Below are 17,448 nucleotides of genomic sequence, written 5' to 3' on the forward strand. Positions count from 1 at the left end.
AGTGAGGTTTTGACATGAAGATTGATAAAGGCAGTTTCATCAATGACTTCATTGACAAAAATTTGAGACAATACTCAATTCCTGTCTACCAACGGAATTACGAGTGGTCTGCCGAACAGTGCGAAAAGCTGTTTGAAGACATCTTGCAAGCGCACAAGCTTGATCGTTACCACTTTACCGGCTCAGTTGTCTATGAACTGCTCAAGACCGAAAACAAGATCGACTACTATGTTATTATCGATGGACAGCAAAGACTAACCACCATCTATATCCTTCTCAAAGCCTTAATTGACGTTGCTGAAACCGACAAAGATAAGGATATTTTACTCTCCCTGATGTTCAATCAGGATAAGTTCAAGAAGTACAATATCGATGACTCCAGTAAGCTGAAACTCAAGCCAATCAAAAGCGACAACCAACAGCTCATGCTCCTGATGGAAAACCATGCGGATAAAATGGACAAATCCAGCGGGATTTATCAGAACTATGATCTGTTTTGCAAGTTAATCAGGAAAGCACTTGTAGATAACCCCGATCTCAGCATCGAGAGGATCTATGATGGCATTGAGCATCTGACCTGCGCCACGATAAAGCTTGAGGAAGAAGAGAAAGGTAAGGAACAGGAGATATTCGAGCGCATCAACTCTACCGGCGTCCCTCTGAGTCTTGCTGATAAGATACGCAACTTTGTCCTGATGACTGAAGTAGATCAGGACAGGCTATACGAAGACTATTGGCTTCAAATTGAGCAAATGCTGTCTAAGGAACAGATGTCTGCATTCTTCCTCGACTATCTCAATATGAAGATTGATGGCTTCGCTCGGGAGAAAGATGCATACGAAAACTTCAAAAGTCTGTTCCATTCCAATCACTATACCAACGAATCCATGCTCAGCGAGCTCAAGCATTATGCAGAACAGTACCACATCTTTTGCTATGGCTACGAGGATTTGGGTAGTGAGATCAACTGTGCCTTGGATGGCCTACGCAAGTTGAATCAGACCACGGTTTACCTGTTCCTTTTCCATGTCTTTGACGATTATGAAGCTGACAAAATCGACAAGCCTGAGCTTGCAAAAGTTCTGCACTTGCTATTGAATTACAGTATCCGCAGACTCATCTGCGAAGTCGGATCTAACTCCCTGCGCGGTTTATATAAAACTCTGTATTCGCGCGTCTTCAACCGTGAAGAGAACAAATTGTACTACTATGATGCAATCGTTTCTTTCCTATTGCAATTAACTTCGAAGGATGCGATTCCTACTGATGACGATTTCGTTCTTGCTTTGAAAGAAAGGAACCTTTATCGGAAAAACGCCCTCTGTAAATTCCTGCTTGTGGCAATCGAAAACCAGGGCAAGGAAAAGGTTGAAACAAGCGCACCGACTATCGAGCACATTATGCCTCAGAACAAGAATCTCTCAAAGAATTGGCAGACAATGCTCGGTAACAATTGGGAATATGTCCATGACAGATATCTTCATACCCTTGGTAATCTGACTCTGACGGCATATAATGCCGAGCTTGGCGATAAACCCTTTGATGAGAAAAAGGAAAAGCTTCAGACGCCAGATACTCCCACTCACTTCACAATTCTCTACAAGGATGTTCTTGATCAAGATGTGTGGAATGAATCGAAAATACAGGCTCGTGCAGCTCGCCTCTCTAATATAATCTTGAGCCTTTTCCCTATCGTCGCGCCAGAAACCAAAATTGACTTCAGCGATCCTCGCTATCATGAATACAAAGTTGCTGACCCCAGAAATGCAACTTACAAATTAGTCAACTACTATGAACTCCTTGGTGAGCGTGTAAATGTAGATAGCTTCGCCGGCATGGTGCGTTCTGTTGCGGTTAATCTTTATGACTATGATAGTCGCATCATCGAGCGTATGGCTAAAAATAACGAAGTCTTTAATGGCTGGCAGAACCCCGTCTTCTCTTATGATGAAAATGCGGTCAAAGGAGCCCATGAATTCAGAAAAGGTAGTGGAATCTATATCAGTACAGGCTACTCTGCCTACGATTGTATCTGCTTCATCAGAGAGCTTCTAAGATGTTACAACCTTGATCTTGAAGAGGACTTTGTTTATAGCGCTAGATCTTCAAAAAGGAATGATGAGGAGGTCTGATCATGGACACTTCCGAAAAGCGATTTGAATTTGAGATTGAGCAATATCTTATTTCTCATGGATATGAGCAATTCAATGGGCAAGCAGAAGATGGAACCTGGGTACATAACCGGCAGCACGATGTTGCAAAGTGCATCTACATGGATGTTCTCTGCGAGTTCATCGCCAAAACCCAACCGAAGGAATGGGCAAGATATATCAAATACTATGGCGATAATGCTCCAGACAAACTCTACCATCGCTTAGAAACTACCATATCCAACCAAGGACTCCTTCATGTCCTTCGTAATGGAATTGAGGATATGGGGTGTAAACTAAAAGTCTGCTATTTTCAACCCGAGTCAGACCTGAACCCGCTTGCAACAGAACGCTACGAAGCAAATATTCTTGGCTGCACTCGGCAGTTCCGCTATTCAACTGCGAATTCCAACACGATTGATATGGTGCTTTCTGTAAATGGAATCCCTGTTGTTGCATTAGAGCTAAAGAACCAACTCACCGGGCAGGACTATGTCTGCGCCATCAATCAATTCAAGACTGACCGCAGCTCAAAGGAATTCGCATTCCGTCTAAACCACCGTTTTCTCGTCTATTTTGCTGTTGATCTATATGAAGTATGGATGACGACTCAGCTTGCTGACGGTTCCACTCACTTTCTTCCTTTTAATCAAGGATCCAATGGTGCAGGTGTGACGGGCGGTGCTGGAAACCCCTATAATCCTAACGGCCATGCCACCAGTTATCTATGGGAAGAAGTTCTGCAGCGGGATAGTCTTATGGATCTAATCCATCGTTTCATCTCCTTGGCAAAGGAGAAAGAAGAAATTATCAAGAATGGTGTCAGTAAAACTGTCACAAAAGAAAAGATGATTTTCCCCAGATATCATCAATACGACGTAGTACGGAAGATAATGGCCGACGTTAAAGAAAACGGCGTTGGGCACAATTATCTAATTCAGCATTCTGCCGGCTCTGGAAAATCCAATTCCATCGCTTGGATTGCATATCGACTAGCCTCCGCTCATAACAAGGATAACCAAGGCCTATTTGACTCCGTTATTGTTGTCACTAACCGTGTTGTTCTGGATAGCCAATTACAGGATACCATTAACGGCTTCGAGCATCAGGTTGGCCTTGTGGAGGCAATTGATGACAAGAAAAACTCTCGTAGTCTTGCAGAAGCTATCAATGATAAAAAGCGCATTATTATATGCACAATTCAGAAATTTCTTTTTGCTCGCAAAGACATGGAAAAGTTCCGTGGTAGGAGATTTGCAATCATTATTGATGAGGCGCATCAAGGCCAAAATGGTGAGAGTGCAAAAGCACTCCGCCGCAGTCTGATTGATATCGGTGTAGCAGTCAAAGAATATGCCGATGAAGCAGGGGTTGAAGAGGAAGAAGTCGATCTGACTGACGAGTACATCAATGCGGTCATCGGGCAGGGCAAGCATGAAAACCAATCGTTCTTTGCCTTCACTGCAACACCCAAGGGTCAGACGTTAGAAACCTTTGGCACGATTATTGGGGCAAACGCCGATGGCGAACCTATTAAAGCCCCCTTCCACGTATACTCCATGCGTCAAGCTATTGAGGAAGGATATATTTTGGATGTTCTTGCCAACTACACAACGATCAAGGAAGCATTCAAGTTGATCCGTGTATCCGAAGATAATCCTGAGCTTATCGAGGGAAAAGCATCTCGTGCTTTGTTCCGGTACTATAAGCAGCACGGTTATACCATTGCGCAAAAGACCGACATGATCATGACAAATTTCCTCGAAAATTGCCGATATCAAATCGGTGGCAAAGGAAAAGCCATGGTTGTTGCAGATAGCCGAGCAAACGCTGTTCGATACTACCTTGCAATTAAACGTTATATTACTGACCATCAGGCGGACTGTGTCGGCACTGATGTAATGATTGCTTTCTCTGGTGAAGTTACCCTTGAGGACTATCCCTCTGAAAAGCCTTTCACTGAAGCCTCAATGAATACCGACGAAAATGGCAAGTACATAACAACTGATAAGAAATTCCGAAAGGCCTTCCATAGTAGTCAATACAACATCTTAGTCGTAGCAAATAAATATCAGACCGGCTTTGATGAGCCTTTACTCCACACAATGTATGTGGATAAAAAGCTGCGAGATGTCACAGCTGTACAGACGCTGTCTCGTCTTAATCGCACAGCTCGCGGCAAAAACAGCACTTTTGTGCTTGACTTCGAAAATACCGAAGAGGACATCAAGAACGCCTTTCTTCCCTACTACGAGGCCACTGTTTTAGAAGGGAGCTTTGATATCAATAGTGTCTACGATCTCCGCAATAGAATTCGCGACTTCATGCTCTACAATTACGAAGATATCGAAACACTCATCAAATTCATGGCCACACATGCCGAGAGAAGTCGAGATGCCGCAGCTCTTGGGAGACTGGCAAGCCTATTCCGACCAGTAATTGCTCGGTATAACGAGCTATCTGAAGACGATCGTTTTGCCGCCCGCGACTACATCAAAAAGTTCTGCAGATCTTATGCGTATGTGACGCAACTTGTTCGACTCCACGACAAAGACCTTTTTAACGAATACCAATATAATCTTCACCTAATTAAACTCCTTCCGCGAATTGGCGGAGAAGAATTTATAGATATCGAAGATAAAATTAAGTTGGAGTATGCCAATCTCACCGAAACATTCAAAGGCACTATTGTTCTCGATGAGAAACCGCCGGTTTTCACACCCAGTCACAGCATAGAACTGAAGGTTCCAGACAAGAAAAAAGACACACTGCAGAGCATTATCGACAAAGTAAATGAACGATTCAGTGGGGATTTTACTGACGGTGATCGTGTTATTATCGAAGGTATCTATCAAATGTTCATGAAGGACTCTGAGGTCAAGAAATTCAAGAAATACGCTAAGGATAACAGCACAGAAATGTTTGTTCACTCTCTGTTTCCTGACAAATTTAAGGACATCGTAACTCAGTGTTTTCTTGATAACAACGAGTCCTTTACTAAGCTATTTAACGACCCGGACTTCTACCAAAAGGTTCAGGATGCAATGGCTGCGGAGCTTTACAAAGCACTTAGGCGAGATTAAACAGCAATTAAAGTGCAGCACGGCTCAACGAGAAACATATTAACTGCAGGCACAAAGGAAGAAAAACAAGCGAGGTGTATATCATTGCAAACAAAGATGGCTTCTAATATAGGAAACAGCGGATCTGAGGAGAAATTTCTCCAGCTCTTCTGTGATGTCTTCGGCCCCGAAAAAGCACAGTATGTTTATCTGCAGTACCCATTTCTTGATATTTATGGTGGCCACCGGACTATCGATTTTGCAATGAACAGTAGCGAAGGCCGCATTGCCATTGAGGTCGATGGGAACACCTGGCATGAACCTTCGAAAATATCTGAAGATAAATATCACGACGATCTGCTCAAGCAAAATAGCATTGTGTTCGAAGGCTGGAAAATATATCGCTGGACATCAAGGCAAATCGATAAAACGCCCGAGCGGATTAAAGATGAGCTTGTCACATTTTTGGGCTACTCTCCAAAGTTCTCATATATTGACGACACCGCATCAATACCAGCCGGAGCGACCTTCGCATTAAAAGAACATCAGGAAGATGCTTTGGCAAGTCTATCCCAGATGAGAGCTGAGGGCAAAGCGATCGCGCTGCTGTATGAGGCAACCGGAACTGGTAAGACAGTCACTGCAGTTTCAGATGCCAAGGCTGTTGGAAAGCGCGTATTGTTTTTAGCACATACCAAAGAACTCGTCACTCAGGCATACGAGCAATTCCGCAAAATATGGCCAGAAGTTTCCGCCGGGCGATATGTGGACGATTCTCATGATACGGAATCCTATGTTATCTGCGGATCTGTCCAGGGCATTGCTGACAATCTCCAGAAGTTCAACCCCGATGATTTCGGGTACATCATTGTGGATGAGTGCCACCACGGGGCAGCTAACAGCTACAAAAAGATTTTGAGTTTCTTTAACCCCAGCTTTACCCTTGGTCTAACAGCAACACCAGAACGCGCAGATGGTGAGGATATTCTTGATATTTTCCAGAATGTTGCTCACAAGCTCGATATTCAAGATGCGGTTGAGAAAGGAATCCTCTCCCCTGTTCGGTGTATTCGAATCAAGACAAATATCGATCTCCGCGATGTCAGATATAATGGGTTCAAATACAACAACCTTGATCTGGAAAGCAAAATCATGGTTCCCGGAAGAAACCAGCTAATCGTTGACACATATCTTCAGTATGTCAAAGATAAATCTACCGTTGTATTTTGCACTTCCGTCTCCCATGCAGACGAAGTTGCTGCATTATTCCGCGCCAATGGTATCAATGCACAAAGCGTGTCTGGAAGTACATCTCCGACAAAGCGCAACGCCATCCTGAAGGACTATGAGCAAGGAAAGATCCCTGTGCTCTGCGCATGTGACCTCCTCAATGAAGGATGGGACAGCCCTCATACCGAAGTTCTTTTCATGGCACGCCCCACTATGTCTAAGACAATCTATATGCAGCAACTTGGCAGAGGAATGCGCCGTTGCGATGGTAAAGATTTCTTGATGGTCTTTGACTTTGTCGATAACGCAAATATGTTCAACTGCCCCTATTCCATGCATCGGCTATTCAACATCGCTGGCTATCGAGAAGGTGGGCTCGTTCTCGGAAAGTACGCCGATATCAAATGGGATAATGATATGTTTTCAAAGGGTGAGAAGCCCGATGTACTGATTGATTACCCCGTTCATGCCCTGGACTATGAGCTTATCGATCTATTCAATTGGCAAGATCAAGCAAAAGATATGCTCTCCCAGATGGAGCTAACTCGCCGAGTCAGTGCTCAAAGCGAAACGATAGATCGCTACATTCGTGAGGGGAAAATTACACCTGATCTTGTCGTTCCTTTTAGTGAGCACAGAAAGTTCTATTACTTCAACCAGGAGCGCCCCGCTGAATTCGCTAAGCAATTTGGCTGGAAGTTGATCACACCAGCAACTATGAAGGACATGTTCATGGATATGGCTCAAACTATGATCATGAGTTATTCTTATAAGCCAGTTTTCATACGAGCTTTCTTAGAGCACATGAGCCGAGATGGTGATTCTCGACTGTCGGATGTGGTTGAGTCGTTTACTGCTTATTATGAAAACCGTATCGAGCGTGGACTTCCAGCAGAAAAGAAGGCATGTATCTTTACAAAAGGTGGCTACACCGAAAAAGATGTTGAACGCCTTATCTTAAATATGCCCTTCAAACGTCTTGAAGATATGGGATTCATGCATCACGCCAAATACTTGGGGACTATTCAAATTGACCGCCAAATTTTTAAGAAGCTCACTCAAGATGATATCAAAAAGTTGAATAGCTTTTCCGATGCGGCATTAGGTCGTTATTTTGGTGAAGATATTTGATCTATATTATCCGCCATTCTCTATTTGTGTAGATGGCTATCGTAGCTTTAAGTTATTGGCATATAACATATTGAGGAGATTCATGTCATGCTTAATCAAGGCCTTTACGAACAAGTAGTAAATAATGAAATAAAGAGAGAACTAGCTAGCCTTTCCGATGCTGAAAAGCATATTGAGAAAATTGATTCAGCTGAGGCAGCTTCTGTTCTAACTCAGTATTTATCAGAGGTTGTTCGCAAGGGGCTTGACCGAATCGCCGGCGACGATATCTCTGCCCAATTGGAATTGGTTAATAAAATCGTAGGACTGATTTCACAGGAAACTGCCGAAGAGGATATTCAAAATCTCACTGTATCTGATGATGGCGAGCAGCTTTTAGCCATTTTGTCAGGTGCTGATCCTATGGTGCGTATCGGTCAGAAAAAGGCTAAGGATCTTCCGCGCCCGGAGACGTCGATTGCTCAAAGCAGCCTATTCACAGGAGCAATTCACGAACCGCAGATGTTCGCTGAGCTAAAAAAAGAGATTGCTACATCGGATCGAATTGATATGCTGGTTTCCTTTGTAAAGTGGAGCGGTCTCCGACTCATCATTAACGACCTTCACAGATTTGTTGATCGTGGTGGCAAGCTTCGTGTTATCACAACAACATACATGGGTGCAACCGATGTAAGGGCAGTGGAAGAGCTACAAAAGCTCCCCAATACAGAAATCAGAATATCTTACGATACCAAGCGAACTAGACTCCACGCAAAGGCATATATGTTTTATCGTGAAACCGGATTTACTACAGCATATGTAGGCTCTTCTAACCTGTCTAATCCTGCCATGTCCAGCGGTCTTGAGTGGAACGTAAAGCTAACGACAAAGGACATGCTCCCTACCATTCAGAAGATGGAGGCAACCTTCGACAGCTATTGGAACACTCCTGGTTTTGAAATCTATGAGGATGGCTGCAAGGAGAGGCTAGAATGTGCTTTATTGAGGAATAGCAATGCGAACCCCACAAGCGAAATGCAGTTCGTATTTGATATTCAACCTTACCCCTATCAGCAAGAGATCTTAGATCGTTTGCAAGCAGAGCGTGAAGTTAGAGGCTATTATCGGAATCTTGTTGTCGCCGCAACCGGCACTGGAAAGACTTTGATTTCCGCGTTTGATTATAGGCACTTTTGCAAAACATCTAATAACGGAAAGCCTCGGCTGCTATTTGTAGTTCACCGAGAGGAAATTCTGAAACAAAGTCAAAGTGTTTTTCGAGCCGTTCTAAAAGACCCGAATTTTGGAGAACTCTTTGTAGGAAAATTTAAGCCAGATAGCTTAGACCATCTATTCATTTCTGTACAGACATTGTCCTCGCAAAGGCTATTTGATTTCCTTCCAGCGGACTATTACGACTTTATTGTTGTAGATGAATTCCACCATGCAGCTGCGCCTACATACCAGGGGCTTCTTAACCACTTTAAGCCTAGGATTCTGCTTGGTTTGACTGCAACTCCAGAACGAATGGATGGAAAAAATGTTCTGGACTACTTTAACGGGCGAATAGCGGCAGAAATCCGCCTTCCGGAAGCGATTGAACGAAAGCTGCTCTGCCCATTCCAATACTTTGGTGTTTCGGATGATGTGGATCTATCCTCTGTGCGGTGGACTCGCGGAGGATATGATAAAAATGAGCTAAGTAATATCTTCTCCTTAAACCGAGCAGTTGCTGAAAAACGTGCTGGTCACATCGTAAACTCGTTGTATCGGTATGTTACGGATATGAATAATGTCCATGGTCTTGGCTTCTGTGTATCGGTAGAACACGCAAAATTCATGGAAGAGTATTTCCTTTCAAAAGGCATACCCTGCATGTCACTTACTGGATTATCCGATGATGCCGAAAGAAGTGATGCAAGGAGTCGCTTGGCATCAGGCGAGATTAAGTTTATTTTTGTTGTAGATCTGTACAATGAGGGTATTGATATTCCTGAAGTAGATACCATTCTTTTCCTCCGTCCGACAGAATCTTTGACTATTTTCCTTCAGCAGCTCGGACGCGGTTTACGTCTTTCTGAAGGAAAAGAGTGCCTGACAGTACTGGACTTCATTGGCCAAGCAAACAAAAAATACAATTTTGAAGAAAAGTTCGCAGCGCTTCTGTCACACAATAATCACAGCATGCAATACGAAGTCAAGAAAGGCTTTGTATCGTTGCCCAAAGGTTGCTACATTCAACTCGAAAAGAAGGCTTCCGAAGTTATCCTAGCAAACATCCGTAGAACTTTTGGCGACCGAGCAGGTCTTGTTGCACGTATCGAAACCTTTACCGAAGATAGTGGGCTCGATCTTTCTCTGAAGAATTTTGTAAATTACTATCATCTGGATCCGCGGTCGATCTACGGGAATTTTTCTTTCTCTCGTCTTTGTGTAGATGCTGGCGTTGAAACTGATTTCAACGAGCCTGCTGAGGCCATTTTGACGAAGGCATTTAGCAAATTGGTTGCGATCGACTCCCGTCGTTGGATCAAGTTTCTACTGGAGACTTTATCAAATATTTCCTGCGAGAGCGTCGAGGGACTCTCGGATCCAGAGAAGCGTATGATGCAAATGTTCTACATCACACTATTTCAAAAGGCAGCGAACTGGGGTTCTGCTGAGACGAAAGCCAACATGCAATTACTTGCCAATAGTCCAATTATGATGCAGGAACTGAAAGATCTTCTGGAACTCAATTTAGAGCGCATTGATTTTATCGATATGCCGGTGAACCTCGGATTTGACTGTCCTTTGGATTTGCATTGTACCTATACGAGAGACCAGATCCTAATCGCAATGGATTACATGACTCCAAGTAATGTCCGAGAAGGTGTAAAGTGGCTCCCTGATAAGCAAGTGGATGTGTTCTTTATTACACTCAACAAGTCTGATAAAGACTATTCGCCAACAACAATGTACAATGACTATTCCATCAACGAAAGCTTGTTCCACTGGCAAAGTCAAAGCACGACATCCGAAACATCCAGTACAGGTAAACGCTATATCAATCACCGAAAAGCTGGGAGCAAGATTGCACTATTCGTGCGAGAGTTTAAGCAAGATAGTATTGGTGCTGCACCATATACCTACCTTGGTACGGCAACCTATGTGAAGCATTCCGGCAGCAAGCCAATGAATATCACTTGGCATCTAGATCAATCAATCCCCGCTAAGTATCTTCGTAAGACAAATAAATTGGTTGTTGGTTAAGAAAGGCAATATATGAAAACAATTCGAGTCGCGGCAGCAGTTATTCGCGAAGGCAATGCGGTCTTTGCAACAGCCAGAGGCTATGGTGAATACAAAGGACAATGGGAATTCCCCGGCGGAAAAATCGAACCAGAAGAAACCCCACAAGAGGCATTAAAGCGAGAAATTCGGGAAGAGTTAGCTTCCGAGATTCTCGTGGGAGAACTGATTGACACAATCGAATATGATTACCCGACATTTCACCTTTCAATGGATTGTTTCTGGTGTCAGTTAGTTTCTGGCAACCTCGACCTGCTGGAGGCAACTGACGCACGTTGGCTTACAAAGTCATCTCTAAGAACTGTGGTTTGGTTGCCTGCCGATCTAAGCTTAATTGCAAAAATTGAAAATACCCTGCTATAACAGCTATTCTAAACAACTGCAGAGGACTTCTTAGATTTGGCATACTGCAGTGGAGGAACATCATGAATGTCATAGGAAAAGACGTAATACATAAGTCCATGGGTATCGGGACGATAGCAAAACTGGACGGCAACACGATGCTCGTCCAGTTCAAGACTAAGGATGTAAAATTCATTTATCCAGATGCCTTTAAGCAGTTTTTGGCATTTATAAACCCTAATGACGCCGAGGAAATGGCGATTGAATTATCCACTATTGATGAGCAAAAAAAGGCAGCGCTATCTGCGAGACTTTCGACACCAACAGACTTCAGTATCAACAAGGTGCAAGAACGCAAGCGCGATGCAAAACCGAACATCGCATTCAAGTGCAACTTCTGCGATGGTGGCATTGAAAAAAATGGCATCGGTTTCAACGGTGTTTGTAGTGATGCTATAATCTATAACAACATCAAAGTTGAGCAAAAGACATGGTGTTGTTCCGATGATTGCGCCTGCCTTCAGTTTTTGAACGGGGAGATTTCCCGCGAGGACCTGGTTAACATGGTTGATAGTGGCGAGTTAATTTGCTATGAAAGCCAGATGCTGAAAAAATGGAAGGCTATGGCTGGCATCATTCAACATGGAGACCGAAAGGGGCAGCCAATGCATTTGAATAGTGTTCAAACCAATAGCCTTTGCATTCTGACATCTCGAGAACCATATTCAGCTGAAGAAGACCGATTCATATTTGCAGTCTTCCTTGTAGACCAGACATACGATGGCGATGATTTGGATGAAGGATATGTCTCCACGAAGTCTAAATTTAAGATTCAACTAACATCGGAGCAAGCACACCAGCTTCCTTTTTGGAAATACCACGCAAATGGAAAACAGCCCGAAATACCTGCATGGAACTCTGGCCTGCACCGGTATATTACTGATGAACAGGCTGCCCAAATACTTCGGGACATAGTCAAAATCAAGATTGGCACAGAAGAGGAAGCTCTCACCAAGGAATTCTTCGACACTTTCTGCTCCATCACCAAAATTGATGCTAATTCTCTTTCTCAACCAAACGGAGCCCTCTGCCGCTAGATTATAAGCCTGCCATTCTGTCCGTATGGCGCGCCACTACTATTTACTGCTTCGAGTTATCATCAATCGGTCCCCTCCTAAGCTCCCGCTTGTACTTATAATAGGTATTCCTTGCAAGGCCAGTGAGCACCATGACCTCAGCATCGTTAAGGCTGCCATTGAAGTCCCTGGAGTGCTTGAGGATAATCTGCTTCTTCTCTAAGCTCTTCTTGGTGACGATCTCACTTCCTCGCCTGCGGCCGATTTGCTTCCCTGCCAGTTTTGCAGTGACAAGGCCTTCCTTGGTGCGCTGATGCAGATCCTCCACTTCTTTCTCAGATTGTTCAAAGGCCAACTTGATTTGTTCCTTGGCCAGAGCCATGAGGTACTTGTTGACGCCCTCCAGAATGAAATCCACATTGCTGCCAGTGAGCTGAACATTGTTCTCCAGCGCCTTTTTATAAGTCTCAGTATTGATGTGGGGCTCTTTCAGGAAAACCAGAACGACTCCCATGTTATAAAGTCGCTCATACTCGGCAAACCCCTCCTCAGCGTTTCCACTCATTCGAGAGACACTATCAAAAATGATCCAGTCACCAGACTTAATGATCTTCATGAGTCTCAACCACTCCTTGCGATCCATTCGCGTTCGTGTAAAGATCTCCTGAATGATGACCGCATCAGGATACTCTGCCTTGATGTTCCGGATCTGGCGCTCGATCACCTGTTTTGGCTTCGAGATCCGACAATAACCATATTTCATTGCTGCCTCCTCAGTATTGATATAAACCATCGTTCAAAATGCGATTGTTAGAACCGGCCGTTGCAGCCGTTTCCAACCAAAAGATTGATACTATTTTGAACACCGGTTATTTTGATACTACTTTTATCCAATTCCATCAGTTGATCGGACTCAATGATTGAAAGCTCCGTGTAGGCAGTCCGATTCTCCGGCTCTTTCATAACTCACTGTGCGGTGGGACTGCTCAATCCGAGCGGTCCCACTATGATTGCCTTGATGAAGGAAGAATTCTAGGATCTTGAAGTATTTCTTGACAATTTGCTCCTAGGCGAGAGAAATGAGCTTCATAACAGAGATCTTCATATGATCCTCACAGGCTCCCGCCTCTCTATGACTATATACGGTCATGGAGAGTATTGGACAACATCGTTTCCCCATGTAGGATTCTTAGCCGGATAGAAATTTTCATTGAAGCAACAATGATTTATGCTCTTGAATGTGCCGACAGAATACTAATGATTTTTAACTACAAGTTGAATGACAAACCCGGAAATATGTGCTATAGTACCCTTAGAAACCAAGAACAACTACTTTACAGAAAGGACACCGTACCATGAAGAACATTTCTTCCGCTATCTTCTATATGAGCGAATGGCAGGCTATCTTCCAGTGCGAGGAATATAGTCGCTGCGAAGCACGCCCATATCAAGATAAGCAGAAGAACATGATTGGAATGAGTACCTGTTAGCCTGGTTGAGAAATCTGCCGGGAACTCCTTCCCTGAACGATTGAAGCCGCTTGTCTTGATTCAGACAAGCGGCTTTTTTGCGTCCACGGACGCCAACCATTCAGAGAAAGGAGGTGCCTGAGGTGGGTTTTCCGACAATCAACTTAGCGCGCACCGGTGCGAACATCGTTCGGCTGCGCAAAGCGGCAGGTCTTACCGTACACGATCTGCAAGCTGTGTTCGGCTTCAATTCCCCACAAGCCATTTACAAATGGCAGAATGGGACTGCGCTGCCGACGGTAGACAATCTAATCGTTCTCGCAGCTCTGCTGCAAGTACGAATTGATGATATTCTCATTACGGACAACGCAGTTGCCTAAATGCGGGAAGTTCAGCTTCCCGCCCATGGTCCGCTCGTCTAAATGGTAAGGACACAGCCCTTTCACGGCTGCAATGACCGGTTCGAGTCCGGCGCGGATCTCCAAAATACTGGGATATGGCCAAGCGGCTAAGGCACCGGCCTTTGACGCCGGCACCGTGGTTCAAATCCAACTATCCCAGCCATGATACGGTACTCAAGAGGTTTAAGAGAGCAGCTTGCAAAACTGTTATTCGTCGGTTCGAATCCGACCCGTATCTCCATCTGGTGCCTTCGTCTAATTGGTTAGGACGCAAGCCTCTCAAGCTTGTAATGCTGGGTTCGAGTCCCGCAGGCATCACCATCATCATACAGGGGTATAGTTTAACTGGAAGAGCAGCGGTCTCCAAAACCGCCCGTGGGTGTTCGAGTCGCCCTACCCCTGCCAATATTGGGGTGTCGCCAAATGGTCAAGGCACCGGTCTCTGACACCGGCATTTGTTGGTTCAAGTCCAGCCACCCCAGCCATATTTGGAGAGTGAACCCAGAAGGTCTGGGGACCGCCCGCTAAGCGGATCGCACCGCACGGTGTCAGATTCGAGTTCTGCGCTCTCCGCCATATGGGTCAGTGCGCATAGATGGCGATCGCAGCGGTCTGTAAAACCGTGACAAGAGAAACATCGTTGGTTCAATTCCAACCTGACCCACCAATAAGGGGATGCTCTGAGAAGGGTGTCCCTTTTGCTTTCTAAGATGAAATGCTACAATGGTCGAAACGATATAAAAGAGCTTGACGCGCCCTATTTAATAGGGTAACATATAGTTGAATAGAGGTGTAGGCTGCAATTAAATGAAAATCATAGAAAGGAGATTTGAGATGAGCGCCTTTGATAAAATCAAGTTAGGTTTGGAAGAAGCAATTGCATACGAAAAGGGAGAACTTCCTGCAAAAGTAACGAAACTATCCATTACCCCAGTTGAAAAATATAAGGCTGATGAAATTAAGCGTATAAGGAACAGCACAGGCCTCACGCAGAGATCCTTTGCTGAATACATGGGTGTTTCAATCAAGACAGTGGAAGCGTGGGAGTCTGGTCGAAACCACCCGGAAGGATCAGCGTGTCGATTGCTTTCTTTGACTAAGGCAGACCCGCTTTTTCCACAGAAAGCAGGCATAGTAATCAGATAACAGTGACATAGAATGTATATGATAAAGGGCCATCACGTATAACGTGATGGCCCTTCGGCGCTTTTATATGAGCTTTCTAATCCGCGTTATGCTCTTGAGCATATGACAGCAGTGGCCCTCGTTCATTCGGTATTCTTTCTTCCAAAACGGCATCCAGGCAGGACTGTAAAGCCAGACCGATCTGTTTCCCCTTGAAACCCATCGCCATTACATCATTTCCATTGATAGCAAGATCTCTGAGGGTAAAGCAGCTACTGTCTTCCCGTAAGAGCTCATCCATCACGGCATTTGCTTCCTTAAAAATATCAACGCGGGAATGGTAGCTTTCGGACAGGCCGAGTGTATCTGCCCGATGCAGTTCAATTAGCTGTCTGGCCGCTTCTTCTCCATGCTTGCTTAAAAGACGCTTGATGAGCTTTCGATCTGCTGTGATTGGCATATCATGATACCGAATCAGACGAAGGATGCGTTCTCTTCCGGCATTATCAAAACGCAGGCGGGAGAGAATCGCTTCGGCGAAGGCAGTACTCTTTTCAGCGTGTCCGAAGAAGTGTCCAACGCCATCCGCTCCAATCGAAAAGCAGGAAGGCTTTCCAATATCATGCAGTAATGCCGCCCAACGCAGTACCGGCGCAGGAGTAATACTATCGACCACAAGGATCGTATGATTCCAGATGTCCTTATTATGATGCGGATTCCTTTGCTCAAACCCGAACATTGGCCGGATCTCCGGAATAGCCACAGCGATCACATCCGCAAATTCCCTTAAGATCGCCGCAATGCCGGGGCCGCAAAGCATTTTCGTAAGTTCCGTCTGAATGCGTTCAGCGGCAATGTCTCTGAGCAGGTTCTTATTGCGATGAATTGCGGAAGCCGTTGCCTCATCAATTTCCATTCCATAGACAGACGAAAAGCGTAGCGCTCGCAGCATACGAAGTCCATCCTCCTGAAAACGGCGGTCAGGATCTCCCACGCAGCGAACAATGCCATTCTCAATATCCGCCTTTCCTCCCACCAGATCCACAACACCGTCTTTGGGACTATACGCCAATGCATTCATGGTGAAGTCCCTGCGCTCCAGGTCATCCTTCAAACTACGCGTAAAACTGACGGAATCAGGGTGGCGATGATCCGAATAGTCCCCATCAATGCGATACGTTGTGATCTCAATAGGCTCATGGTCGATCACCACTGTGACGGTTCCATGCTTCAGACCGGTTTCGATAAGATGGTAGTCAGAAAACACAGCTTCAACTTGTTCCGGCAGCGCGTTTGTGGTAATGTCCCAGTCCTTGGCGGGGCTACCGTCTCGAACATAGTCCCGCACAGCGCCTCCGACAAGGAATGCCTCATATCCGGCTGCATCGAGCAGTAAGAACACAGTATTTACTTGTGGTGGCAATTTCATCATGGTTCAGCACTCCAATACACTGAGGAAAAGACGGTTCAGTTCATCCCACTCCTTCACAACTTCGCGGGGATATTGCTCAATTTGCGACTTCACCTCGGTAATGCTCATTTCCAGATACTCATTGAGAATATCGATTCTTGGGATCATCTTAACCTCAGGAGAGTTCATCTTGAGGTCGAGCAGGTCTCTGACTGTGTCCTTGAGATACGCAGGGAGCTGGCTCTCCATCAACTCCTCAAATTTCATCGGAGGCGGTGTTTCCGTCTCAAGGATCCAGCGGCAAGCCAGGATCGGCCGAAGCACATAAAAGTACTTCTTCGCTTTGACCAAATCAACTTTGAGATATTCTCGATAGTTGCCTTCTGCCATGTGCAAATAGTGCCACAGTCCACTTTTGGAAGAGAAATAGTGTTGCATGATCGGCTTGAACTGTTCAGCAAACGGCGTGGTCTTGTAGATGATGGGAGAAGAAAACCATTCAAATACCGTCGGGTTGGAGTTGTGGAGCAGCTTCAGAGTTTTATCGACATCCCAACCGTTGATGTCTAATACATCGTTGATTGGCAGCTCGATCACATCGCGTGAACGATTCAGTTTGAGATAGCTATCCTTGTCGCGCACATAAATGAATCGCACATCATAGTCGCTGTCCGGTGAGGCAAAGCCCCATGCACGGCTTCCAGACTCCACCGCAAGCAGAATGCGGCAGTTCTCACGCTGCTCAATTTCCAGTAGTTTTTCTTTGATCAATGCTTCCACG

The 17,448-nt window shown here is 45.0% G+C and carries 11 protein-coding genes and 7 tRNA genes; 15 read left to right on the top strand and 3 right to left on the bottom strand.

The window, feature by feature from the left end; genetic code table 11:
- The first annotated feature begins 14 nt into the window (after positions 1 to 14).
- The 6 genes from KQI17_RS02765 (at position 15) to KQI17_RS02790 (ending at position 12,282) form a co-directional block, all read left to right on the top strand.
- Positions 15 to 2,132, top strand: a complete 2,118-nt coding sequence (locus tag KQI17_RS02765; protein WP_216494706.1) for a DUF262 domain-containing protein — start codon at positions 15 to 17, stop codon at positions 2,130 to 2,132.
- Positions 2,133 to 2,134: 2 nt separating this feature from the next.
- A complete protein-coding gene (locus KQI17_RS02770) occupies positions 2,135 to 5,233 on the top strand; it encodes a type I restriction endonuclease subunit R (protein WP_216494707.1) in 3,099 nt (1,032 codons plus the stop codon).
- Positions 5,234 to 5,329: 96 nt separating this feature from the next.
- Positions 5,330 to 7,573: a DEAD/DEAH box helicase family protein gene (locus KQI17_RS02775; RefSeq protein WP_216494708.1), complete on the top strand. Its 2,244-nt coding sequence runs from the start codon at positions 5,330 to 5,332 to the stop codon at positions 7,571 to 7,573.
- A gap of 87 nt (positions 7,574 to 7,660) precedes the next feature.
- On the top strand, positions 7,661 to 10,804 hold the full coding sequence (locus tag KQI17_RS02780) for a DEAD/DEAH box helicase (RefSeq protein ID WP_216494709.1): 3,144 nt from the start codon (positions 7,661 to 7,663) through the stop codon (positions 10,802 to 10,804).
- A gap of 12 nt (positions 10,805 to 10,816) precedes the next feature.
- Positions 10,817 to 11,206, top strand: coding sequence for a (deoxy)nucleoside triphosphate pyrophosphohydrolase (locus KQI17_RS02785; protein ID WP_216494710.1), 390 nt, complete (start codon positions 10,817 to 10,819; stop codon positions 11,204 to 11,206).
- Positions 11,207 to 11,268: 62 nt separating this feature from the next.
- Positions 11,269 to 12,282: a hypothetical protein gene (locus KQI17_RS02790; RefSeq protein ID WP_216494711.1), complete on the top strand. Its 1,014-nt coding sequence runs from the start codon at positions 11,269 to 11,271 to the stop codon at positions 12,280 to 12,282.
- 43 nt (positions 12,283 to 12,325) lie between these two features.
- Here KQI17_RS02790 and KQI17_RS02795 read toward each other — a convergent pair whose 3' ends face one another.
- The gene (locus KQI17_RS02795; protein ID WP_216494787.1) at positions 12,326 to 13,024 is read right to left on the bottom strand and encodes a recombinase family protein; all 699 of its coding nucleotides are present in this window, start codon (positions 13,022 to 13,024) and stop codon (positions 12,326 to 12,328) included.
- Between the two features lie 849 nt (positions 13,025 to 13,873).
- Between KQI17_RS02795 and KQI17_RS02800 the strand changes: the two genes are divergently transcribed.
- The 9 genes from KQI17_RS02800 (at position 13,874) to KQI17_RS02840 (ending at position 15,277) form a co-directional block, all read left to right on the top strand.
- Positions 13,874 to 14,110 (top strand): helix-turn-helix transcriptional regulator, encoded by a 237-nt coding sequence (locus KQI17_RS02800; RefSeq protein WP_216494712.1) that lies wholly within the window; start codon positions 13,874 to 13,876, stop codon positions 14,108 to 14,110.
- Positions 14,111 to 14,137: 27 nt separating this feature from the next.
- Positions 14,138 to 14,214 (top strand) — tRNA-Glu (locus KQI17_RS02805).
- 6 nt (positions 14,215 to 14,220) lie between these two features.
- Positions 14,221 to 14,294, top strand: a tRNA-Gln gene (locus KQI17_RS02810).
- A gap of 1 nt (position 14,295) precedes the next feature.
- A tRNA-Cys gene (locus KQI17_RS02815) sits at positions 14,296 to 14,372 on the top strand.
- Between the two features lie 3 nt (positions 14,373 to 14,375).
- Positions 14,376 to 14,452: transfer RNA gene (locus KQI17_RS02820), tRNA-Glu, on the top strand.
- A gap of 9 nt (positions 14,453 to 14,461) precedes the next feature.
- A tRNA-Trp gene (locus tag KQI17_RS02825) sits at positions 14,462 to 14,536 on the top strand.
- A 4-nt stretch (positions 14,537 to 14,540) separates the two neighbouring features.
- Positions 14,541 to 14,616, top strand: a tRNA-Gln gene (locus KQI17_RS02830).
- A 94-nt stretch (positions 14,617 to 14,710) separates the two neighbouring features.
- Positions 14,711 to 14,798: transfer RNA gene (locus KQI17_RS02835), tRNA-Tyr, on the top strand.
- 167 nt (positions 14,799 to 14,965) lie between these two features.
- Complete coding sequence (locus KQI17_RS02840) at positions 14,966 to 15,277, top strand: DNA-binding transcriptional regulator (RefSeq protein WP_216494713.1); 312 nt, start codon at positions 14,966 to 14,968, stop codon at positions 15,275 to 15,277.
- A gap of 76 nt (positions 15,278 to 15,353) precedes the next feature.
- On the opposite strand, the gene KQI17_RS02845 is transcribed toward KQI17_RS02840, so the two are convergent.
- Positions 15,354 to 16,688, bottom strand: a complete 1,335-nt coding sequence (locus KQI17_RS02845) for a CCA tRNA nucleotidyltransferase (protein WP_253285653.1) — start codon at positions 16,686 to 16,688, stop codon at positions 15,354 to 15,356.
- Between the two features lie 3 nt (positions 16,689 to 16,691).
- Positions 16,692 to 17,447 carry a nucleotidyltransferase domain-containing protein gene (locus KQI17_RS02850; protein WP_216494714.1) on the bottom strand — a complete coding sequence of 252 codons (756 nt, stop codon included), beginning with the start codon at positions 17,445 to 17,447 and terminating at the stop codon, positions 16,692 to 16,694.
- Between the last annotated feature and the right edge of the window lies 1 nt (position 17,448).

The organism is Oscillibacter sp. MSJ-31, from assembly GCF_018918025.1.
In the GTDB taxonomy this organism is placed as follows: Bacteria; Bacillota; Clostridia; order Oscillospirales; family Oscillospiraceae; genus Hominicoprocola.